Annotated in this window: 22 protein-coding genes; 4 read left to right on the top strand and 18 right to left on the bottom strand. The window is 49.5% G+C overall.

The annotated features are described in order from the left end of the window. Nucleotides 1–31 precede the first annotated feature (31 nt). Nucleotides 32–883: a transcriptional regulator HexR gene (hexR, locus tag H4O21_RS17250; RefSeq protein ID WP_182810128.1), complete on the bottom strand. Its 852-nt coding sequence runs from the start codon at nt 881–883 to the stop codon at nt 32–34. A gap of 194 nt (nt 884–1,077) precedes the next feature. Between hexR and H4O21_RS17245 the strand changes: the two genes are divergently transcribed. After that, nucleotides 1,078–1,284: a PA3496 family putative envelope integrity protein gene (locus H4O21_RS17245; protein WP_182810127.1), complete on the top strand. Its 207-nt coding sequence runs from the start codon at nt 1,078–1,080 to the stop codon at nt 1,282–1,284. Nucleotides 1,285–1,446: 162 nt separating this feature from the next. Here H4O21_RS17245 and glmS read toward each other — a convergent pair whose 3' ends face one another. The 16 genes from glmS to H4O21_RS17165 form a co-directional block, all read right to left on the bottom strand. Continuing rightward, complete coding sequence (gene glmS, locus H4O21_RS17240) at nt 1,447–3,270, bottom strand: glutamine--fructose-6-phosphate transaminase (isomerizing) (protein ID WP_182810126.1); 1,824 nt, start codon at nt 3,268–3,270, stop codon at nt 1,447–1,449. A gap of 21 nt (nt 3,271–3,291) precedes the next feature. After that, nucleotides 3,292–4,638 (bottom strand): bifunctional UDP-N-acetylglucosamine diphosphorylase/glucosamine-1-phosphate N-acetyltransferase GlmU, encoded by a 1,347-nt coding sequence (glmU, locus tag H4O21_RS17235; protein ID WP_182810125.1) that lies wholly within the window; start codon nt 4,636–4,638, stop codon nt 3,292–3,294. A gap of 97 nt (nt 4,639–4,735) precedes the next feature. Next, nucleotides 4,736–5,161, bottom strand: a complete 426-nt coding sequence (locus H4O21_RS17230) for a F0F1 ATP synthase subunit epsilon (RefSeq protein WP_182810124.1) — start codon at nt 5,159–5,161, stop codon at nt 4,736–4,738. 32 nt (nt 5,162–5,193) lie between these two features. Continuing rightward, the gene (atpD, locus tag H4O21_RS17225; protein ID WP_182810123.1) at nt 5,194–6,567 is read right to left on the bottom strand and encodes a F0F1 ATP synthase subunit beta; all 1,374 of its coding nucleotides are present in this window, start codon (nt 6,565–6,567) and stop codon (nt 5,194–5,196) included. 51 nt (nt 6,568–6,618) lie between these two features. Continuing rightward, on the bottom strand, nt 6,619–7,476 hold the full coding sequence (atpG, locus tag H4O21_RS17220; protein ID WP_182810122.1) for a F0F1 ATP synthase subunit gamma: 858 nt from the start codon (nt 7,474–7,476) through the stop codon (nt 6,619–6,621). Nucleotides 7,477–7,552: 76 nt separating this feature from the next. Next, nucleotides 7,553–9,097 carry a F0F1 ATP synthase subunit alpha gene (gene atpA / locus H4O21_RS17215; protein ID WP_182810121.1) on the bottom strand — a complete coding sequence of 515 codons (1,545 nt, stop codon included), beginning with the start codon at nt 9,095–9,097 and terminating at the stop codon, nt 7,553–7,555. A gap of 16 nt (nt 9,098–9,113) precedes the next feature. Beyond that, entirely contained in the window at nt 9,114–9,647 is a 534-nt protein-coding gene (locus H4O21_RS17210) for a F0F1 ATP synthase subunit delta (protein ID WP_182810120.1), read from the bottom strand. 12 nt (nt 9,648–9,659) lie between these two features. Continuing rightward, nucleotides 9,660–10,130 (bottom strand): F0F1 ATP synthase subunit B, encoded by a 471-nt coding sequence (locus tag H4O21_RS17205; RefSeq protein ID WP_182810119.1) that lies wholly within the window; start codon nt 10,128–10,130, stop codon nt 9,660–9,662. Nucleotides 10,131–10,190: 60 nt separating this feature from the next. Further along, nucleotides 10,191–10,448, bottom strand: a complete 258-nt coding sequence (gene atpE, locus H4O21_RS17200; protein ID WP_028299499.1) for a F0F1 ATP synthase subunit C — start codon at nt 10,446–10,448, stop codon at nt 10,191–10,193. A gap of 77 nt (nt 10,449–10,525) precedes the next feature. Then, on the bottom strand, nt 10,526–11,347 hold the full coding sequence (atpB, locus tag H4O21_RS17195; RefSeq protein ID WP_182810118.1) for a F0F1 ATP synthase subunit A: 822 nt from the start codon (nt 11,345–11,347) through the stop codon (nt 10,526–10,528). A 39-nt stretch (nt 11,348–11,386) separates the two neighbouring features. After that, nucleotides 11,387–11,770 (bottom strand): F0F1 ATP synthase subunit I, encoded by a 384-nt coding sequence (locus H4O21_RS17190; protein ID WP_182810117.1) that lies wholly within the window; start codon nt 11,768–11,770, stop codon nt 11,387–11,389. A gap of 185 nt (nt 11,771–11,955) precedes the next feature. Then, nucleotides 11,956–12,873 carry a ParB/RepB/Spo0J family partition protein gene (locus H4O21_RS17185; protein ID WP_182810116.1) on the bottom strand — a complete coding sequence of 306 codons (918 nt, stop codon included), beginning with the start codon at nt 12,871–12,873 and terminating at the stop codon, nt 11,956–11,958. A gap of 66 nt (nt 12,874–12,939) precedes the next feature. Next, nucleotides 12,940–13,704, bottom strand: a complete 765-nt coding sequence (locus H4O21_RS17180) for a ParA family protein (RefSeq protein ID WP_182810115.1) — start codon at nt 13,702–13,704, stop codon at nt 12,940–12,942. A 20-nt stretch (nt 13,705–13,724) separates the two neighbouring features. Further along, the gene (gene rsmG, locus H4O21_RS17175) at nt 13,725–14,351 is read right to left on the bottom strand and encodes a 16S rRNA (guanine(527)-N(7))-methyltransferase RsmG (protein WP_182810114.1); all 627 of its coding nucleotides are present in this window, start codon (nt 14,349–14,351) and stop codon (nt 13,725–13,727) included. A gap of 5 nt (nt 14,352–14,356) precedes the next feature. Beyond that, the gene (gene mnmG, locus H4O21_RS17170; protein ID WP_182810113.1) at nt 14,357–16,297 is read right to left on the bottom strand and encodes a tRNA uridine-5-carboxymethylaminomethyl(34) synthesis enzyme MnmG; all 1,941 of its coding nucleotides are present in this window, start codon (nt 16,295–16,297) and stop codon (nt 14,357–14,359) included. A 668-nt stretch (nt 16,298–16,965) separates the two neighbouring features. Next, entirely contained in the window at nt 16,966–18,855 is a 1,890-nt protein-coding gene (locus H4O21_RS17165) for a DEAD/DEAH box helicase (protein ID WP_182810112.1), read from the bottom strand. Between the two features lie 358 nt (nt 18,856–19,213). On the opposite strand from H4O21_RS17165, the gene H4O21_RS17160 reads away from it, so the two are divergent. Next, the gene (locus H4O21_RS17160) at nt 19,214–20,515 is read left to right on the top strand and encodes a methyltransferase (RefSeq protein ID WP_182810111.1); all 1,302 of its coding nucleotides are present in this window, start codon (nt 19,214–19,216) and stop codon (nt 20,513–20,515) included. 146 nt (nt 20,516–20,661) lie between these two features. Then, complete coding sequence (locus tag H4O21_RS17155; protein WP_182810110.1) at nt 20,662–21,129, top strand: PaaI family thioesterase; 468 nt, start codon at nt 20,662–20,664, stop codon at nt 21,127–21,129. 58 nt (nt 21,130–21,187) lie between these two features. Here H4O21_RS17155 and H4O21_RS17150 read toward each other — a convergent pair whose 3' ends face one another. Then, nucleotides 21,188–21,757, bottom strand: coding sequence for a TetR/AcrR family transcriptional regulator (locus tag H4O21_RS17150; protein ID WP_182810109.1), 570 nt, complete (start codon nt 21,755–21,757; stop codon nt 21,188–21,190). A 216-nt stretch (nt 21,758–21,973) separates the two neighbouring features. Here H4O21_RS17150 and H4O21_RS17145 point away from each other — a divergent pair, with 216 nt between their 5' ends. Continuing rightward, entirely contained in the window at nt 21,974–22,906 is a 933-nt protein-coding gene (locus H4O21_RS17145; RefSeq protein ID WP_182810108.1) for a DMT family transporter, read from the top strand. The last annotated feature ends 21 nt before the right edge of the window (nt 22,907–22,927 follow it).

The raw sequence follows: 22,927 nt of genomic DNA, 5'->3' as shown, positions 1-22,927 counted from the left end.
TTTATCTTTTCTCTATAACAGGAAAAGCCGCTTAACTGTCTGGCATTCTCAGCGAATGCAGGCTGCGTTTCACCGCCTTCAGGTGTTCCGCCAGCTTAGGCCCACGCATCTTGGCTACCCCTACTGCCAGTACATCAATCACCACCAGATGAGCAATGCGCGATGTCATAGGCGTATATATTTCAGTATCTTCCGGCACATCAATATAAAGTGGAATCGTCGCCAGCTCAGCCAGAGGTGAACCACTTGGACACAGGGCGATGACATTGGCCCCGGCTTCTTTCACCAGCTGAATACTCTGCAACAGCGCCTTAGTACGTCCGGTCTGAGAAATAGCTACCACAACATCAGTGTCTGTCAGAGTGACCGCTGACATATTCTGCATATGAGGATCCGAATACGCTGCCGTCGACATCTGTAAACGGAAAAACTTATGCTGAGCATCTGTTGCCACAGCCCCGGATGCCCCAAAACCAAAGAACTCCACCCGCTTTGAGCTGGTCAGCAGGCTGATGGCCTTTTGCACCATTTCCACGTCAATCCGGTTTTTAACCGCCAGCAGAGCACTGGCTGTTGTATCAAAAATACTGTTAGTGAAATCGTTAACCGAATCGTCTTCATTCATTGAAAACTGAGCAAAGCGGGTTTCCTTAGCCAGTACCTGAGCAAGACGCAGCTTAAAGTCCTGAAACCCATCACAGCCAAGCGCCCGGCAAAAACGGACAACGGTCGGCTCACTAACGTTAGCTTCTGTCGCCAGGTCAACAATACGCATATGAATCACTTCACTGGCATAACTGAGTACATAATCCGCCACCTTCTGTTCTGAGCGACGAAACTGAGTTTGTGAGTGTCTGATCTGTTCCAGAATATTATCTTTCACCGGCCTACCATTGGTTTACCAAAGTCGAATTCTCTTTTTATTTTACCCGTATCTTCGGGGAACCGTCATTTTTTATTATTGTCGTAAATTGATAACAGACTTGTCATAGGTTTTTCATAAGCGGTATATTAGAGTCCAAGGGTTGTCAACCTTAATCTCCACCTGACCTCGATCCAAGAGAGGAGGATGCTGATATGAGAAACGACCAGCGTGTTGATCATGTTAAAGATGAGATCTTTGATATTTTCATGTCCATGGAGCAGGAAGAACATGAACAGAAGAAAAAAAGCGAAGCCCTTAAACAACTTCAGGCCAGACGAGGCATAGAAAAACACTTCGAGCGAAAAAAACTGGTCGAAGACATTGATGAATACGGATCATTTGATGAAGGGAGTCACTAAGACCTGACCACTCAGGTCCTGTGACAACTATCCCGGTTCAGGGAGCTGGCCTCCCGATAATACAGCAGCCCTCAAGAGGGATGCTGTCAGGCATTAGCAGAAATTTTTTCGGTTCTGCATGATGCCCGGCCCGGCAAAAGAACTGCCGGAGCCGTTACAGCTTTATTCTACAGTGACTGATTTTGCCAGATTACGTGGCTGGTCAACATCTGTGCCCTTAAGTACTGCAGCATGATAGCTCAATAACTGCAGCGGTATAGTGTACACGATAGGCTCCAGAAACTCAGGTACATCCGGCATCTGGCGTACTTTCAGGCCATCTTCCTGTTGAATTTTATCTGCACCGGCAAAGACAAACAGCTCTCCGCCGCGGGCCTTTACTTCCTGCAGGTTCGCTTTCAGCTTATCCAACAGAGCATTATTCGGCGCCACCGTCACCACCGGCATCTCTTTATCCACCAGAGCCAGCGGGCCATGTTTCAGTTCACCGGCCGGGTAGGCTTCCGCATGAATGTACGAGATCTCTTTCAGTTTAAGTGCTCCTTCCATCGCCACCGGATACAGAGGACCTCGTCCCAGAAACAGAGCATGATTTTTTTCCGCAAAATCCTGAGCCAGCAGCTCAATATCCTTATCCAGACGAACACCAGCCAGCAGCAACGACGGTAGCTGATGTAGCCCACGGATAATATTCGCTTCCTGCTCTTCACTCAGCCCGTTACGACGGGCCAGAGCAACGGTCAGCATCAACAAAGCCACCAACTGAGTCGTAAAGGCTTTTGTCGATGCAACACCAATTTCCGGACCCGCATTAGTCATCAGACTCAGATCAGATTCACGCACCAGGGAACTGCCCGGTACATTACAGATCGTCAGGCTGGCCAGCACCTGTTCTTTAATAGCCCGAAGCGCTGCCAGGGTATCCGCAGTCTCACCAGACTGAGAGATAGTGATAAACAGGGTATTATCCGGAATAACATGCTTGCGGTAACGAAATTCGCTGGCGACTTCCACAGCACAGGGGATACCGGCAATATCTTCAATCCAGTATTTCGCAATTAATCCGGCATGGTAACTGGTACCACAGGCAATAATCTGTACCTGACGAGTCTGATCAAATAGCTCAGATGCACCATTACCAAACGACTGTTCAAGTAAACGGTCCTCAGTGATTCGCCCTTGCATCGTAGCTTTAACCACTTCAGGTTGCTCATAGATCTCTTTCATCATGAAGTGACGGAATTCCCCCTTTTCCGCCACAGACAGATTATGCTCAAACACCTTAACCGGGCGCTCAACCAGTTGCTGTGTTTTATCCCAGATGGAGACCTGATCCAACGTAATCTGAACAAAATCGCCCTCTTCCAGATAAATAAAGCGATCGGTTACCTGCAATAGCGCCATCTGATCTGATGCAATAAAGTTTTCGCCCATACCAACCCCTACAACCAGAGGGCTGCCTTTACGGGAAGCCAGGATCTGACCTGGGAAATCCTTATGCATCACTCCCAGAGCAAACGCACCTTCCAGTTGCGAGACTGTACTGAGAAAAGCATCCTGCAGGCTGGCACCAGCTTTAACAGCCTGATCGATAAGATGAGCGATCACTTCCGTATCCGTATCAGAGCTGAACTGATAACCGGCTTCTTCCAGAGCGGCTTTCAGAGGTTCAAAGTTCTCAATAATCCCATTATGTACAATAGCCAGCTGCTCTCCTGACATGTGGGGGTGAGCATTATCTTCCGTGGGTTTACCATGAGTTGCCCAGCGAGTGTGTGCAATTCCCAGAGAACCAGACAGGGGGGCCGCCTGTTCAGCATCTGCCAGAAAACGGACTTTACCCGCTCGCCTTAATCTGTGTATCTGCTCACCATCAAACACCGCCAGACCGGCAGAATCATATCCCCGATACTCTAATCGTTTCAGACCTTCTAACAGAATGGCGGATACAGGACGGGCTGCCACGGCCCCTACAATGCCACACATCGGGGATGCTCCTTCAGAATGTTATTTTTTCCAGTTGTCTTTGCTGATCTGACGCCCTCTTGCGACAGATAAAGCATAATCACTGACATCTTTAGTAATGGTAGAACCTGCACCAATAACCGCTTTTTCTCCAATGCTGACCGGTGCGACTAAAGCACTATTAGACCCGATAAAGGCATCAGCGCCTACTTTAGTTTTGAACTTATTCACACCATCATAATTACAGGTGATAGTTCCGGCTCCGATGTTAGCCCGCTCACCAATCTCCGCATCACCAATATAGGTCAGATGATTGACTTTAGCTCCGGCGCCAATCTGGCTTTTCTTGGTTTCAACAAAGTTACCGATTTTCGCACCCGCCGCCAGCTCAGTCTGAGGGCGCAGGCGGGCAAAAGGTCCGATACGACAGTTCTCCGCCACCTTCGACTGATCGATCATACTGTTAGGTTCAATGACCGTCCCTTCCTCTACAGTACAATTCTTCAGCACACAATTAGCACCGACGATAACACCGTTGCCCAGCACCACCTGACCTTCAAACAGAGTATTAATATCAATAAAGCAGTCCTGCCCGGCTGTCAGTGTACCTCTGACATCAATACGGGCCGGATCTGCCAGACTGACGCCGGATTCCATCAGCACTAAGGCCTGCTGCAGCTGATACCAGCGTTCCAGTTCAGCCTGCTGCAAACGGTTATTCACGCCCTGAACCTGTTGTTCAAATTCAGGCTGACTGCCAACCACAGCCACCTTCTCTTTGGCTGCCATAGCAATAATATCTGTCAGATAATACTCACCCTGAGCATTATCACAGGATAGTTCGGGTAACCAGCGCGCCAGGTGGCTCTGACTGACCGCCATAATGCCGGTATTAATCTCACGAATGCTTCTCTGACTCTCTGAAGCATCCTTATGTTCCACAATAGCTGTAATGGCGCCCGCCGTTCTTACAATCCGGCCATAGCCATGAGGGTTTTCCAGCTCAACAGTCAACAAGCTCATACTGTTTTCTGTAACATTGTTCAGCATTGACTGCATCACATCTGCCGGAGTCAGCGGCACATCACCATACAGAATCAGTACCCGGCTACCTTCAGTCAGTGCAGGTAATGCCTGAGCCACTGCATGTCCGGTTCCCAGTTGCTCGGTCTGCATAATGTAATTGATATCATAGTCTGCCAGAGCATCTCTGACCTGATCAGAGCCATGACCTGTAACCAGATGGATCCGACTATCTGAGATTGCCTGAGCCTGTCGGATAACATGTTCCACCATAGGCTGGCCTGCAATAGTATGCAGCACCTTCGGCAAAGAGGAACGCATGCGGGTTCCCTGTCCCGCAGCCAGAATGACAATATCAGTAATCATAATTTCAACCTGATTGAATCAAATTTATACAGAGATACAGACAATTTTCAGACAAAAAAAAAGGCGGCCAAAGGCCGCCTTTTTTGAGCGGTGCCTGTCAGGCACCCAGCTTACGACGCAGTTGCTGTACTGTACGCAGACGCGCAGCAGCCTGAGCAAGTTCAGCCGCAGCTTTAGAGTATTCGAACTCAGAAGATTGATTGATCAGAGCACGCTCTGCATCTGCTTTAGCTTTTTCAGCCTCAGCTTCATCAATCTCATTCGCACGAACAGCAGAATCTGCCAGAACAGTTACCAGGTTCGGCTGAACCTCGATAAAACCGCCTGATACGAAGAAAACTTCTTCTTCAGAGCTCTGCTTTTTCACGCGAACAGGGCCAGGTTGAAGCTCCGTCAGTAACGGTGCGTGACCTGGGGCAATACCCAGATCACCCAGGATACCGGCGGCAACAACCAGCTCCACACGGCCGGAGAAGATAGACTCTTCGGCACTTACGATATCGCAGTGGACGGTTATAGCCATGGTCTTGCCTCTCTACTTCGGGAAAAAGCTAATTAGTTTTTAGCTTTTTCAACAGCTTCTTCGATACCGCCGACCATATAGAACGCTTGCTCTGGCAGGTCATCGTATTCACCGTTCAGAATGCCCTGGAAGCCACGAATCGTGTCTTTCAGAGAAACATACTTACCAGGTGCACCGGTAAAGATTTCAGCTACGAAGAATGGCTGAGACAGGAAACGCTGAATCTTACGCGCACGGGATACAGTCTGCTTGTCTTCATCAGACAGCTCGTCCATACCCAGAATCGCGATGATATCTTTCAGCTCTTTATAACGCTGCAGCGTACCCTGTACACCACGGGCTACGTCATAGTGCTCCTGGCCAATGACCAGAGGATCCAGCTGACGAGAGGTGGAATCCAGCGGATCTACCGCAGGGTAAATACCCAGTGCAGCGATGTCACGAGACAGTACAACAGTCGCATCCAGGTGCGAGAAGGTTGTTGCCGGAGATGGGTCAGTCAAGTCATCCGCCGGTACGTATACCGCCTGAATAGACGTAATAGAACCTGTCTTAGTTGACGTAATACGCTCCTGCAGTACACCCATCTCTTCTGCCAGTGTAGGCTGGTAACCTACTGCAGAAGGCATACGACCCAGCAGTGCTGATACTTCAGTACCGGCCAGTGTATAACGGTAGATGTTATCTACGAAGAACAGTACGTCACGACCTTCGTCACGGAACTTCTCAGCCATAGTCAGACCAGTCAGAGCAACACGCAGACGGTTACCCGGTGGCTCATTCATCTGACCATATACCAGAGATACTTTGTCCAGTACGTTAGATTCAGTCATTTCGTGGTAGAAGTCGTTACCCTCACGAGTACGCTCGCCCACACCTGCAAACACAGAATAACCGGAGTGCTCGATCGCGATGTTACGGATCAGCTCCATCATGTTTACAGTTTTACCTACACCCGCACCACCGAACAGACCTACCTTACCACCCTTAGCGAATGGGCATACCAGGTCGATTACCTTAATACCGGTCTCCAGCAGCTCAGTGCTGTTAGACTGGTCGGCATAAGTCGGTGCAGTACGGTGAATAGCCATACGCTCTTTCTCGCCAATCGGACCTTTTTCGTCGATTGGGCGACCCAGAACGTCCATAATACGACCCAGAGTTTCAGTACCAACCGGTACAGAAATCGGAGCATCAGTGTTAACTGCTTCCAGTCCGCGCTTCAGACCCTCAGTGGAGCCCATCGCAATGGTACGTACAACACCGTCACCCAGCTGCTGCTGAACTTCCAGAGTAATTTCGGTGTTGCTAACCGTCAGCGCGTCGTAAACTTTTGGCACGGAATCGCGTGGGAATTCCACGTCGATTACAGCGCCGATAATCTGAACGATACGTCCGCTACTCATTTTGGTTCCTCTTAAACCTGCAATTGAAACCCGCTTGCTTGTGGCTCAGCGTTATACCGCTGCAGCACCGCCCACGATTTCGGAAATTTCCTGTGTAATCGCTGCCTGACGTGCCTTGTTGTATACCAACTGAAGGCTGTTGATCAGGTCACCGGCGTTATCGGTGGCGTTTTTCATCGCCAGCATACGCGCGGACTGCTCACAAGCATTGTTCTCGACCACTGCCTGATACGTTTGAGACTCAACGTAACGTACCAGTACCTTATCCAGAAGCTCTTTAGCATCCGGCTCATACAGGTAGTCCCAGTGATCAGCGGCGGTTTCTTCTTCAGCCTGTAAAGGCAGTAACTGCTCTACAACCGGCTTCTGGGTCATAGTGTTTACAAACTGGTTATATACCAGATAAACACGATCCAGTTCACCCGCATCATAGGCATCAAGTACTACCTTGACACTACCAATCAGATCGCTCGCAACCGGAGCATCACCCAGCCCGGTTTTAGTGGCCAGTACTTTGCCACCGTTGGAGCGGAAGAAAGCTACGGCTTTATTACCAACTGCACAGAACTGTTGTTCTACACCCTTTGCACGCCATTCCTTCATGTTCTTCAGCATGGCCTTGAACATATTCACGTTCAGACCACCACAAAGACCACGATCGGAAGCCACGACGATGTAACCCACACGTTTTACATCACGCTCTTCCATATACTGGTGGCGATACTCAGGTGTTGCGTTAGCAATATGACCTACAACTTTACGAATCTGCTTAGCATAAGGCTGGCTGGCGGCCATGCGATCTTGTGCACGGCGCATCTTACTCGCGGCAACCATCTCCATCGCGCTTGTAATCTTACGCGTGTTACCGATGCTCGCGATCTGGTTTTTAATCTCTTTTCCGACTGCCATAGCATCTCGCCTTATTCAAAAAACAAACTTGAACTCAGTAATGGGTGCCCACAGTCAGACACTGTGGGCAAACGACTTACCAGGTTTGAGTTGCTTTGAATTGCTCAATACCAGCTTTAAAGCCAGCTTTGATATCGTCGTTGAAAGCACCAGATTGGTTAGTTGCTGCCATAAAGTCTGCTTTTTCACTGTTCATGAAAGACAGCAGGCCGGCTTCAAAATCACCAATTTTGTTTACTGGAATGTCATCCAGGAAACCTTCGTTAGCGGCGTACAGTACAACACCCATTTCTGCGATAGACAGAGGAGAGTACTGTTTCTGCTTCATCAGCTCTGTTACACGCTGACCGTGTTCCAGCTGCTTACGAGTCGCTTCATCCAGGTCAGATGCGAACTGAGAGAATGCTGCCAGTTCACGATACTGAGCCAGTGCCAGACGAATACCACCGCCCAGTTTGGAAATCAGCTTAGTCTGTGCCGCACCACCCACACGGGATACCGAGATACCAGCGTTCATTGCGGGACGGATACCTGCGTTAAACATGCTGGTTTCTACGAAGATCTGACCGTCGGTAATAGAAATTACGTTGGTCGGTACGAACGCAGATACGTCACCACCCTGAGTTTCAATGATCGGCAGCGCCGTCAGAGAACCTGTCTGGCCTTTCACTTCACCATTGGTGAACTTCTCAACGTACTCTTCACTTACACGAGAAGCACGTTCCAGCAGACGGGAGTGGAGGTAGAAAACATCACCAGGATAAGCTTCACGGCCTGGCGGACGACGCAGCAGCAGGGAAATCTGACGATATGCCCACGCCTGTTTGGTCAGATCATCATAGATGATCAGAGCGTCTTCACCACGGTCACGGAAGTACTCACCCATAGTACAACCGGCGTACGGCGCCAGGAACTGCATAGAAGCAGGATCAGATGCACCAGCGTTTACAACGATGGTGTGATCCATAGCACCGTGCTCTTCCAGCTTACGTACTACGTTTGCAATAGTAGACTGCTTCTGACCAATCGCCACATAGATACAGGTAATACCTGAGTTCTTCTGGTTAATGATTGCGTCAATTGCGATAGCAGTTTTACCAATCTGACGGTCACCAATGATCAGCTCACGCTGACCACGACCTACAGGTACCATAGCGTCAATCGCTTTATAACCAGTCTGAACTGGCTGATCTACCGATTTACGCCACAGTACACCCGGTGCAACCTTCTCAACCGCGTCAGTTTCTTTCGCGTCGACAGGGCCTTTACCATCAATTGGGTTACCCAGTGCGTCTACAACACGACCTTTCAGTTCCGGACCGACTGGAACTTCCAGAATACGGCCAGTACATTTAGCAGTCATGCCTTCCTGCAGAGTCAGGTAGTCACCTAACACTACAGCACCAACAGAGTCACGCTCCAGGTTCATCGCCATACCGTATACGCCGCCAGGAAATTCAATCATTTCCCCGTACATTACGTCAGCCAGACCATGAATGGTTACGATACCGTCGGATACGCTTACAATTGTGCCCTGTGTGCGGGCCTCTGAAGTCACATCGGTACTTTCGATGCGCTTCTTAATAATTTCGCTGATCTCAGATGGATTCAGTTGCTGCATGCCATGTCCCTCAAACTCAGGAATTCATTGCCTCGGCCAATTTCGCAAGCTTTCCACGCACTGAACCGTCAATAACAGTATCGCCAGCGTGAATAAGGACGCCGCCGATCAGGCTTTTATCTACCTGAGTCTGGATTTTAATTTCACGATTCAAACGTTTTTGCAGAGCTTGGGCCAGTTTGGTCTGCTGTGCTTTTGTCAGCTCATAGGCAGAAGTAATTTCCACCTCAACCATTTTTTCCTGTTCCGCTTTCAGCGTTTCAAATTGCTCAGCAATCTGAGGGAACAGAGACAAACGGCTTACTTCGCTCAGTGTATGAACATAGTTTTTGCCATTGTCGTCCAGGTTTTTGCAGATATCGATTACGATACCTGCCTTATCTTCCTGGGCAACAGCAGGATTGCTCAGTACATTCTGAACAGCCGGGTCAGATACAGCATTGGCTGCACCTGCCAGCATTTTTGACCATTCAGCTAATTTGCCCTGACTCAAAGCATACTCAAACGCAGCTTTTGCATACGGCCGGGCAACAGTGCTTAATTCAGCCATCGGTCACCTCGCTTAAAGCTCAGCTGCGAGTTTCTCTACAAGCTCAGCATGGGCTTTTTCGTCAATAGATGCGTTAAGAATCTGTTCTGCACCTTTCAGTGACAGAGCAGATACCTGCGCGCGCAGTTCTTCTTTAGCTCGGTTTACTTCCTGCTCAATCTCAGCCTGAGCGGCAGCCAGTAAACGCTCGCCTTCTGCACGTGCGTTGTCTTTCGCTTCTTCAACGATTTGATTAGCTCGCTTATTAGCTTGCTCAATAATCAGGGCTGCTTGTTCTTTACCTTCACGTAACTGTTGGCCAGCTTTTTCCTGAGCCAGTTCAAGGTCACGTGCGGCACGACTTGCAGCATCCAAACCATCTGCAATTTTTTTCTGGCGAGCATGCATAGCTTCCGTTACCGGAGGCCATACATACTTCATACAAAACCAGACAAAAATCGCAAATGAGATGGCCTGGCCTACCAGTGTTAAGTTCAGATTCACGCCATCACCCCTTGCTTTCCAGTGTTGATCTATTAAGGGTTAAAAAAACCAGCTTAAAGATTAACCAGCAAGTTGAGCTACGAACGGATTCGCAAAAGTGAAGAACAGCGCGATACCAACACCGATCATAGTTACAGCATCCAGCAGACCCGCAACGATGAACATTTTAACCTGCAGCATAGGAACCATCTCTGGTTGACGAGCAGCGCCTTCCAGGAATTTACCACCCAGCAGACCAAAACCAATCGCGGTGCCCAGAGCACCCAGACCGATCAGCAGAGCAACAGCAACGGCGGTTAAACCCAGTACTTGTTCCATTTTTTTCTCCCAGTTTTTCTCAAGTTGAAGTTTAAGAAAGTAAATTTCAGTTAAAGTTTAAAGTTAAAGCAAAAATCTTAGTGGTCTTCGCAAGCCATGCTCAGGTAAACAATGGTCAGCATCATGAAGATGAATGCCTGCAACACGATTACCAGGATGTGGAAGATAGCCCATGGCACAGACAGTGCCCACTGGATCCAGAACGGCATAATTGCGATCAGAATAAAGATCAGCTCACCTGCATACAGGTTACCGAACAGTCGCAGAGCCAGGGAAATTGGTTTTGCGATCAGACCTACGCCTTCCAGCAGCAGGTTGAACGGGATCATTTTCTTACCGAACGGCTGTAATGTCAGCTCACCGACAAAACCATTAACACCTTTCACTTTGATGCTGTAGTAAATGATCAGAACAAATACAGACAGAGACATACCCAGTGTCGCGTTTACATCAGTAGTCGGTACGACCTTCATGTAATCCACGCCCAGAGCCATAAACAGAGCTGGCAGGAAATCAACCGGCACCAGATCCATCAGGTTCATCAGAAATACCCAGACAAAAATTGTCAGAGCCAGAGGAGCAATCAGACTGCTGCGGCCGTGGAAGGTGTCTTTTACACTCTGATCAACAAACTCAACCAGAATCTCTACAAAGTTCTGCAGAGCACCCGGTACACCAGTCGTGGCTTTTTTAGCCGCGGAGCGGAACAGGGTAATAAAGATTAAACCTAAAAAGATAGACCAGCCGATTGTATCTACATGCACCGCCCAGAATCCCATCTCAGCTGCTTCCTTCGCGCCATGAGCAAAGCCCAGGCCATTCTCAGGATGCAGACCAAAAGTCAGATTCTGCAGGTGGTGTTGTATATATTCGGAAGGTGTCGGATTTGCGCCTGCCATTGTCTTCCTCGATATTTTCCGGTGGTTGTCCGTAACGAATCAGCGTTTTATCACCAGAGGCGATAACCAATGCACCACTTGAACCACAGCGTAAGTTAAAAAGAAATAAATTGGGTTTAAGGGACGTACTAAGGCAAAAACCAGAGCAAATAATACGGCCGTTAAACCAAACTTTACTGCTTCCGCTTTATAGAACGATTTCACAATCTGCTTTGCCATCTGAGCACCCTGATGACGAAATGCCGCCCAGGCAAAATACAGATTTGGCATAAAGCAGACTACACCTCCAAGCAGAGCCGAATAAGCACTGACCCCATCAGCCAGCAGAAAGCAACCGGCCGATATCAGAAGAGTCACCAACGCCTGTAAGCCAACGATACGAAAGACTTTAGGTCGTTTTAACTGTGCGCTTCTGGCGCCCATGCTTTCTCCCGAACGAAAAGCGTTTTGCTTTTTCGCGTAACCGAAACTCAAAGATATAGTCAAATTGTGACCGCAGGATTATAGGGGCATTAATCATGCCATTCAACATAATTACCCACAGAAAACCATTTATAAGACCAATAGATGAGTTTTTCTGCCCTTGTGGATAACTTATTGCAAAATGCTTATTTAATGTGGCTGAGAATTCCGTCCAGTTCATCCAGACTGGAGTAGCTAATCACCAGTTTCCCCTTCCCTTTCTGGTTGTGACGAATCTGAACTGCAGCCCCTAATCTATCGCCAAGTCGACGCTCCAGTTGCTCAACATCAGCACTGTGTTGCTGTACTGGTTGCTCTTTCTCCGTTTGCTGAAGTTTTCGAACCAGCGCTTCAGTCTGACGAACAGACAGGCTTTTAGCTACCACCTGGCGGGCAATATCACTTTGCTGGCTGGCTTCCAGGCTCAGTAAGGCTCTGGCATGGCCCATCTCCAGGTCACCATACTCCAGCATTTTTTTCACATCGTCACTCAGCGCCAGAAGACGTAGCAAATTAGTGACGGCAGAGCGAGATTTTCCTACCGCATCAGCAACCTGTTGCTGAGTCAGTTCGAACTCCTGCTGTAAGCGCTGCAGCGCTATCGCTTCTTCTACCGGATTAAGGTTTTCTCGCTGAATATTCTCGATCAGAGACATCGCAATCGCGGCATCATCGCTGACATCCCGCACAATGACCGGCACCTGATCCAGTTCTGCCAGCTGGGCTGCACGCCATCGGCGTTCCCCGGCGATAATTTCAAATTTCTCACCAGTGACAGGACGGACAACGATGGGTTGCATAATACCCTGCGCCCTGATGGAACTGGCCAGATCCTCCAGAGAGTCCTGGTCCATATCACGACGTGGCTGATAACGTCCCCGACACAGGAACTCCACCGGCAGATGTTTCATCTGACCATCCAGATGTTCTGACGGGGCATGACGTCCGGGGTTTTCAGTTGTCTCAGGGGCTACTGACACTTTTTCTGTTGCTCTGGCGGTATTCATGCCAGATCCCAGTAAAGCATCCAGTCCCCGGCCTAAGCCACGTTTTTTAGCCGACATTACTTCTCCCGACTTACTCAGATATCCGGTCTTCAGACACACGTAGCCCGGACAGGTTCAGATTGATTATGGATTTCTCCGGGTGACTTCACCAGCCAGAGCCAGATATGCCAGACTACCTTTAGATTTTTCATCATAGGCCAGCGCAGGCAATCCATGACTGGGCGCTTCTGCCAGACGAACATTACGCGGAATCACGGTACTGTAAACCTTATCTCCGAAATGTTCTGTCAGCTGAGCAGACACATCACGGGTCAGACTGTTTCTGGGATCATACATCGTTCGCAGCAGGCCCTCGACCTGAAGTTCAGGATTAATCCCTCCTCCTATCTGCTGAATGGTTTCCATCAGAGAAGACAAACCTTCCAGCGCGTAATACTCACACTGCACCGGAATAATCACGCCCTGAGCGGCAGCCAGAGCATTAACTGTCAGCATATTCAGCGATGGAGGACAGTCAATCAGAATAAAATCATACTGTGGCTTAAGCGCTGCCAGTTCTTTTTTCAGGCTGACACCACCATCCCCCTGTTGCAGTAACTGAACCTCTGCGGTAGTCAGCTCTGCATTCGCTGGCAGCAGATCATAACCGGCCGGATCTGTGCGAATGCAGATCTGCTCCAGACTGGCTTCGCCCAGCAACAGATCGCAGACTGAATGCTCACAATTATGCTTGTCCACACCACTCCCCATCGTGGCGTTACCCTGGGGGTCCAGATCAATCAGCAGTACTTTACGCTTCATTGCAACCAGAGACGCTGCCAGGTTGACACAGGTTGTGGTTTTGCCCACACCGCCTTTCTGATTCGTTATCGCAAAGATTCTAGCCATATTGTTCGTCCTTAAAAGGATTAATCCGCACGCTTAAGTTCTACCAGATGGCGTTCGCCATCGGTGCCCGGCACACTCAGCACGTGTACAGCCTGACACAGAATATCATCCGGTAATACAGCCAGTTCATCTTCCGGATACACACCTTTCATCGCCAGCCACTGCGTATCCTGATCAGCAAAGTGCAGTGTCCAGTTCACCATATCCTCCATGGAGCTGAAGGCTCGGCTGATAATCTGATCAAAACGCTGCTCCGGCTGATACTGCTCAACCCGTTTGTTTTCTACCTGAACATTATTCAGTTTCAGGGCTGTGACCGCCTGAAACTGAAAGCGGCTCTTTTTGCCATTACTGTCCAGCAAAGTAATCTCCAGATCGGGACGGACAATGGCCAGAGGTATACCTGGTAAACCGCCACCGGAACCCACATCAATACAGCGAGGACCCTGAACATAGGGCAGGATACTCAGACTATCCAGCAGATGGCGGGACACCATCTCCGCCGGATCGCGCACGGCGGTCAGATTGAAGGCTTTATTCCACTTTTCCAGCAGACGCAGATAATCCATCAGCGCAGCCTGCTGCTGTTCACTGATATCCAGCCCCATGACAGTAATGCCCTGCGCCAGTTGTTGCTCCAGATTCATCGTTGTCAGACCTCTGTGCCTTGCATTGTTTTATCCACAGGGGCTTCGCCCTGCCTGTCTTCCGTTTTTGCAGTATTCAGCATCGCCCGCTTTTTCAGATGAATCAGCAGCAGGGATACCGCAGCAGGGGTCACTCCCGGAATGCGACTGGCCGCCGCTAGTGTTTCTGGCCGGGCTTCGCTCAGTTTCTGACGAATTTCATTGGACATGCCATCAATACCGCTGTAATCCATATCCTCCGGCAGAGGCGTATTTTCATGACGGCGCAGTTTCTCAATCTCATCCTGCTGGCGGGAGATATAACCGGCATATTTCACCTGAATCTGTACCTGCTCTGCTACCTGAGGATTATCCACAGGCTCACCCCGTAAACTGGCCACATCATCGTATTCCAGTTCCGGACGCTTAAGCAGATCAAGCAAATTGTATTCACGGGCCAGAGGCTGACCAGTTTTTTGCTGAACCCGTTCTGCCTGCTCTGTTTTTGGCTGAATCCAGCTGGTCGCCAGGCGCTCCGTTTCTTGATCAATGCCCTCTTTTTTGCCACAGAAAGCGGCCCAGCGCACATCATCGACCAGTCCCAGCTCACGCCCCTTTTCAGTCAGACGCAGATCGGCGTTATCTTCACGCAGAATCAGGCGATATTCAGCCCGGCTGGTGAACATACGATAAGGTTCATTAGTGCCCAGAGTAATCAGATCATCCACCATGACGCCGATATAAGCTTCATCCCGGCGAGGATACCAGCCTTCTTTCCCCTGGGCTCTGAGCCCGGCATTCAGACCCGCCAGCAATCCCTGTGCACCGGCTTCTTCATAGCCTGTCGTGCCATTGATCTGTCCGGCAAAGAACAGGTTGTGGACAAATTTAGTTTCCAGAGTATGTTTCAGGTCCTGTGGATTAAAAAAGTCATACTCGATGGCATATCCCGGACGCATGATATGCGCATTTTCCATCCCCCGCATAGAACGCACCAGCTCCAGCTGCACATCAAACGGCAAGCTGGTGGAAATACCGTTCGGATACAGTTCATGGGTGGCCAGACCTTCCGGTTCGATAAAGACCTGATGGGAATCCTTATCGGCAAAGCGGTGAATCTTATCTTCAATCGACGGACAGTATCTGGGGCCTACCCCCTCAATCACACCGGTATACATCGGTGAACGATCCAGACCGGCACGGATAATGTCATGGGTCCGCTCGTTGGTATGAGTAATATAACAGCTGATCTGCTCCGGATGATCTTCTGTCTTACCCATGAAAGACATCACGGGTACCGGGGTATCGCCGGGCTGAGCTTCCATAACAGAAAAATCAACTGACTTAGCATCAATACGCGGCGGTGTACCGGTTTTCAGACGATCCACCCGGAACGGCATTTCACGCAGACGGTTCGCCAGCGCAACAGAAGGCGGATCTCCGGCACGCCCACCCGACAGTTTCTCAAGGCCTATGTGGATAATACCGCCGAGGAAAGTCCCCGCTGTCAGCACCACGGTTTGTGAATAAAAGCGGATACCTGACTGGGTCACCACACCGGTAACCGTATCGTCCTGCATAATCAGATCATCGGCTGACTGCTGAAAAATAGTCAGATTGGACTGGTTTTCCAGTACATAGCGAATCGCTGCTTTATACAGAATCCGGTCAGCCTGAGCCCGGGTTGCACGAACAGCCGGTCCCTTACGGCTATTCAGAGTACGAAACTGAATACCGGCTTTATCGGTAGCCAGTGCCATCGCCCCACCCAGCGCATCAATCTCTTTTACCAGGTGGCTCTTACCAATACCACCTATAGCCGGATTACAGGACATCTGTCCCAGCGTCTCAATGTTATGCGTTAGCAACAGGGTCGAGCAGCCCATCCGTGCGGAAGCCAGAGCGGCTTCAGTTCCCGCGTGACCTCCACCGATCACAATGACATCAAAGCGGGTTGGATAATCCACTATTTCACCTCTATTCGTAACTGTTCGTGCAAAAGGGACACAAGTATATACCTGGCTATGAAAATGAGAAGTAGCTTAACAGGACTCTGCATGAAGATTTTTCCAGATTCCACACAACAATAATCAACAAATGAATATATAAGAAGATAATATTTATTATTGTTATTGTGTGGATAAAATTTGTGGATAACTGTTTCAACTACTGATTTCAGAGGGGTTTTCTGCTGTGACTAAACTTATGGATTAGTTATCAGTAAACTGGCAGAAAATTCCTCATACCCTGTGCATAAAATAGTGAGTTATACACAGGGGGATTTATCCTCATTTTTCTACCCTGGCTTATGAATAGATATACACCCGGTTATACATCGACCATTTGATAATGATTTCCTGAGAAAAATAATCTGAATGCGGATGAGCAAGACTCTGTAAGCTTCAAAACAGAAGCGTGTGTGGTATCAGCAGGCGGAAGCATCAGAGCAGTATTTACAGAAGAGATAGCAGGGCCGTTTTAACGGCCGAAAAGCAGAGCAAGGAAATTAAGAAATATCAGTGACGGAAAGACAGGAAGCATTAACTAAAGCAACTGTCAGTCAGTTTTCTACAGGCAATAAAAAACCCGCATGTTCAGCTGAACAGCGGGTTTTTTATTCGACTCAGATCAGAACTCAGTCTTCTGAAGACTCTTTTTTCTGACGCTGTGGCGCTTCGCCCCGTGGACGATCGTTACGGCGGTCACGATCACCACCACGACGTTCGCCCCTTGGACGGTCATTACGACGTTCACGATCTCCACCACGGCGATCGTTACGGCCACCCCGTGGGCGATCACCACGAGGGCGACGAGGACGATCATCAGTCGGAGCAGGACCAGTATCCACACTGATATTCATCTCGACCTGACGTACACGGGTTTTCTGCAGGTGGTTCATAACCTCATCCGGCATACCCTCTGGCAGTTCAACAGTACTGAACTGATCATACAGACGGATATTACCGATATAACGGCTCTCAATACCGGCTTCGTTAGCGATAGCACCCACGATATCACCCGGCTGCAGACCTTCATTACGACCCGCTTCAATACGATAGCGCACGAAATTTACATCCGTCGGACGTTCGCGGCGCTGACGGCGTTCACCACGATCTCCGCCACGCTCGCCACGACGGCTATCACGATCACGTCCATCACGCTCACGACGCTCACGAGGTGGACGCTTCTCTTCCGGTGGCAGGATCAGCGGACGTTTCACCTGAGCTTTCCATGCCAGTGTCGCCGCGATATCTTCGATAGACATCTCATTCTCTTCCGCCAGCTCTTTAACCAGGTTACGGAAGAAGTCCATATCAGAACCTACGCTATCGGTCATACCGATCACGTCAGTTTTGAACTGCTTAACACGCTGCTCTGCTACCATTTCACGGGTAGGCAGATCCATACGTTCAATGCGCTGGCGGGTTGCACGCTCAATAGCCCGTAGCAGACCACGTTCACGAGGTGTCACAAACAGAATAGCTTCACCAGTACGACCCGCACGGCCGGTACGACCAATACGGTGAACATAAGCTTCTGTATCGTAAGGAATATCGTAGTTGATTACGTGAGTGATACGCTCAACGTCCAGACCACGAGCAGCCACATCCGTGGCAATCACGATATCCAGCTTGCGTTGTTTCAGCTGGTTCACTGCACGCTCACGCAGCGCCTGGTTCATATCACCGTTCAGTGCAGACGCGCTGTAACCACGGGCTTCCAGCTTTTCAGCCAGCTCGACGGTTGCGGTTTTAGTACGCACGAAAATAATCGCCGCATCAAAATCTTCCGTTTCCATAATACGGGTCAGGGCGTCCATCTTATGAACACCGCTTACCTGCCAGTAACGCTGGTTAATGGTATCAACAGTCGACGTTTTCGCCGCAATGCGGATCTCCTGAGCACCGTCCAGATGACGACGGGCCACCTTACGGATCTCTTCAGGCATCGTTGCTGAGAACAGGGCCACCTGACGCGGCTGAGGCACCTGTTCCAGAATCCAGTCTACGTCATCAATGAAGCCCATTTTCAGCATTTCATCGGCTTCATCCAGTACCACAGCATTCATGGTGCTGGTGTCCAGAGAGTTACGACGCAGGTGATCCATTACACGACCCGGAGTACCCACGATAACCTGTGGACCACGTTTCAGCTGTTTCAGCTGCAGTGTCATACTGTGGCCGCCATAAATCGGCAGTACATGGAAACCTTTAATATCACGGGCGTAGCGCTGGAAGGCTTCAGCTACCTGAATAGCCAGCTCACGGGTTGGTGTCAGAACCAGTACCTGAGGGCTGTTCTTTTTCACATCAATACGGGCCAGTAGCGGCAGAGCAAAAGATGCGGTCTTACCAGTACCGGTCTGAGCCTGTCCTAACAGACTCTCTCCCTGTAACAGCACAGGAATACTGGCTGCCTGAATAGGGGAAGGCGTTTCATATCCAATTTCTTTTACACTGGCTACCAGTGCTTCGGGAAGGCCCAACTCGTCAAAGTTAGGTACAACAGTCTCTTCTGATGACATTCAAGGATTACCTGAGTCGTAATACAAATAACGGAACCCCTGGCATCTCATCCAAGCATACTGTCGCTGTCATTGTAGCGCTCAATATCAAAATCTCGGGTTCCACTCGGCTTATATAAAGCTGTCGAAAGCTTAGGATTAAGCAATCTCAAACAGGCAGGTGACGCGCTGTGCGCAATCGGGGCTGATCCTGGCGATCAGCGGATGGAGAAAACAGCAGTCTCACCTTCAAGGGGCACGCATTGTGCCTTTAAATGACAATAAAATCCAATTTTGTTTCGACTTTATGGTTAAATCCGGCTCAAATAGCCTTTATTCACTCATCTCAGTGTAGTTGTTTAACGATTTTTAACCACTTATGACACACAGATACAGTCTGCAGCATGCATTTCATACTCTGGATCAGCTTCTGACCCGTAATCAGCATTACTGGCAATTCCGGCCTTTTTATCATCGCCAGTTGCCCTGGCCCGATTCAGAAAAACCGGCACAGTCTCTGAACCAGGCACTGGAACAACTCAGTGATGACCGGTTAAAAAATCTGCAGGAAAACCCGGAGCAACTGGCACAATGGCTGAGTCAGTGGATTCCCGAAGCCCTTCAGTTGAGCCAGCTTAGTACCGAACTGCTCAGCCGTGCCGATAGCAGGAATAGCCTGCCAGATCAGCCACAAGTCGATCAGTCTGAACTGAAACGCTTTGCACAGGGGATTCCCGGACGAAAATGGCGGCAGATGCTGGATTTCAGCAGACAGCTTCACCCCGCAGGTGCTTCATCAACCACCCGGTTTCTGGAATGGTGTGCCGGTAAAGGTCATCTGGGACGCCTGCTGGCTTACCAGACTCAGCAGCAACAGACACCTTACCAGGTCACCAGTCTGGAGTGGCAACAGATTCTGTGTGAAAAAGGTGAGCAAGAAGCGGCTAAATGGCAGCTGAATCAGTGTTTTATCAATGCCGATGCCTTATCTGATGAGGCTGCTCAATTCATCACACCGGAAACCCGGACTGTGGCGCTTCACGCCTGTGGTGATCTGCACTGTCAGCTTATTCATCATGCCCGCCAGAAGCAGGCACACAGCCTTTATATAGCCCCTTGCTGCTATCATCTGATCCGGGCTGAACATTATCAGCCCATGTCCCAGACCGGAAAACAATCCACACTGACACTGAGTAAGCAGGACCTGAAAATACCTCTGCAGGAAACCGTTACCGGAGGCCAGCGTATCGGTCAGCTAAGAGATACTGAACTGCTCTGGCGAATGGCGTTTGATACTTTACTGAAGGATCAGCTGCAACAATCTGATTATCAGCCTTTACCCACAATCCCGAAATACCTGTTAACCGGGGCTTTTGAAGACTTTGTCCACTGGGCTGTACACAACAGGGATCTGCAACATGCTGTGGATAACTCAATATCTGCCCAGCACATCAGGAGCTATCTGCAGCAGGGACAACAAAGAGTACATATGATCCGGCGTATGGAGCTGGTACAGCACCTGTTTCGCCGTCCGTTGGAACTCTGGCTGGTACTGGATCGTGCACTGGCACTGGAAGAGGTCGGGTTTCACGTGGAACTTACTGAATTCTGTGATAAAAAGCTGACACCCCGAAATATCATGATTAAAGCCAGACATCAGAGAACCTTTAACACCTGCTGACAACCAATAATCCCGGTCTGCCTGTACTTAGCGAAAAAACAGCACCTGTTAACAGAACTGATGGTTCACACTGAACAGCAGCCGTTCTCTCTTTTCCACCGTATGATCAGCAATCGGACTGACAACAAAAATAACAAGAGGTGACTATGCTGCCATTTTCGGATTTTAAACCGGCAAACCCGGACTATCGCCAGGAAGTTGAGCGTGTGCTGACCGCTGCGCCCTTTATTCAATACCTGGGCCTACAAGCGGATAAGATTGAACCGGGACTATGCTACACCAGACTAAAAGTGCGGGAAGATCATCAGCAACAGGATGGCTTTGTCCATGCTGGTGTTCAGGCCACATTATGTGATCATACTGCGGGGGCTGCCGGAGCGACCCTTATGCCCGCAGGCAACATCGTATTGACCGCCGAGTTTAAGATAAACCTGCTTCGCCCCGGTGCCGGAAAATATCTGGTCTGTAAAGCTGCGGTACTGAAACCAGGCAACACCCTGAGTATTGCTGAATCTATGCTATTTGCTTTACCAGAAGAAGATAGCGTAGAGGAAGAATGGAATCTGATTGCTAAAGCCACTGTCACCCTGGCCATCGTTAAGACCAGATCATAAAAGTCTGTAGATATCAGCATACCATAAGCGATTGCCCCATAGATCCGGGAACACTGAGTCAGCGCAGCACTACACTGGCCTTAAGGCACTGCATAGCGCCCTGGGCGACTTTATCCATATATCCCGGATCAGAGTGAGCGCGGCTCAGAATAAAAGCCCCCTGGATGGAGGCCACCAGAGTCGCTGCCAGCGCATCCGCATCGGCCTTCAGCTCAATCTCACCTCTGGCATGTGCTACCTGTAAGGCCTGAACAAAGGCCTGTTCTGCATGAGTAAACAGGGCAGAAATCGGCTGTCTCAGCTCATCTTCTGTCACAGAAATATCACTGACCAGACGCCCCAGGCGACAACCTTTCAGCCCGTCACGAGGCTTACATAAATAACGCTCAAAGCGATCCATCAGCGGAAGGTCAATATCAAATTCCGCATCAAATTCGGCAATCAGCTCTTCTGACCGAGCCTGAATCGCCGCACTGGCCAGGGCTTTTTTACCTTTGAAGTGATGGTACATACTGCCTTTGCCAATACCACTGCGCTCCAGAACCAGATTAGGGCTCATGGCCTCATAGCCACGCTCCCACAGTAACTCCTTGGTGGTTTCTATCAGTTTTTGACGTGTATCTGTCATGATCCTGCCCGATTCTGCGGTTATATCTTCACTGATGTTATACACCACATTGCTCCTGACCTGTAGTCACTGGCCTGGTTTCACAGCTTATATCCCGTTTATCACTCAACTTTAGTCTGATATTTCAGTGCAGGCATTTGATTCTGTACCTACAGGTATGTACAGTGCACAAGCAAAAGAAAATAACCTCTGACAGACCAGCATGAGAGCACAGTGATGACCATGATCTTATCCGGGCTATTTATCCTGCTATACAGTTCTGGCTTTGTTGCCACTCAGTACGGTATCCCTTACTCAGATCCTTTCAGTTTTCTGAGCTACCGTTTTCTGATCGCTGCAGCCATTCTGGCAATCATCTGTCAGGTGATACGTGCGCCCTGGCCTGCGACCACAAAAGAAGTGGTGCACCAGATGATCGCGGGTCTTCTGGTCATTGGGGTATTTTCTATCGGTGTATTTGTTTCTCTGGATCAGGGCATCTCAGCCGGAGTCTCTTCACTGATCATCAGCCTGCAACCTCTGGTGGCCAGTGGTTTTGCTTTTTTATTGCTAAAAGAGCGTATTCACCCCCATCAATGGGCGGGTTTGCTGCTGGGCGTCAGTGGTGTCACCGTCATCGTGCTGGAGCAGATAACCCTGTCTGATCTGGAAGGTATTCTGATGTCTTTTATCGCCCTGCTGGGGCTTGCTCTGGGCAGTCTGTATCAGAAGCGTTTCTGCCAGCAGATGAATATTTTTACCGGAGGGGTGATTCAGTCTGGCACAGCCGCACTGTTATGTACTCTGATCATGCTGGCAGATGACTCCAGATACGTACACTGGAATGGTGAGTTCATTGCTGCTTTATTCTGGATGGCAGTGGTGGTATCCATTGGCGCACTGAGTATTCTGTATTTGCTGATCAGAACTCTGCCAATTAGTGAAGTGTCCAGCCTGTTCTATCTGATGCCAGTCAGTGCGGTACTGTTATCGGCTCTGGTATTTGATCAGGCCATTTCGGTGTTTGAAGGAGTGGGGATCATGATCACTGCACTGGCGGTTTTCCTGGTGAACAGAGCATCGTTCAAAGCATCAGAGCCTGATTCTGCATCCGGAAAACACCCAGTGAATGATTCGACGAAAATGTCTGATGATCATCAGACGGTATAATTCTGCTGCTTCATCAGTTAT

The sequence above is a fragment of the Oceanospirillum sediminis genome (genome assembly GCF_014164585.1).
Classification (GTDB): domain Bacteria; phylum Pseudomonadota; class Gammaproteobacteria; order Pseudomonadales; family Halomonadaceae; genus Oceanospirillum; species Oceanospirillum sediminis.
The sequence above is the reverse complement of the archived record's forward strand: the minus strand, read 5'-3'. Positions and strand labels throughout refer to the sequence as shown.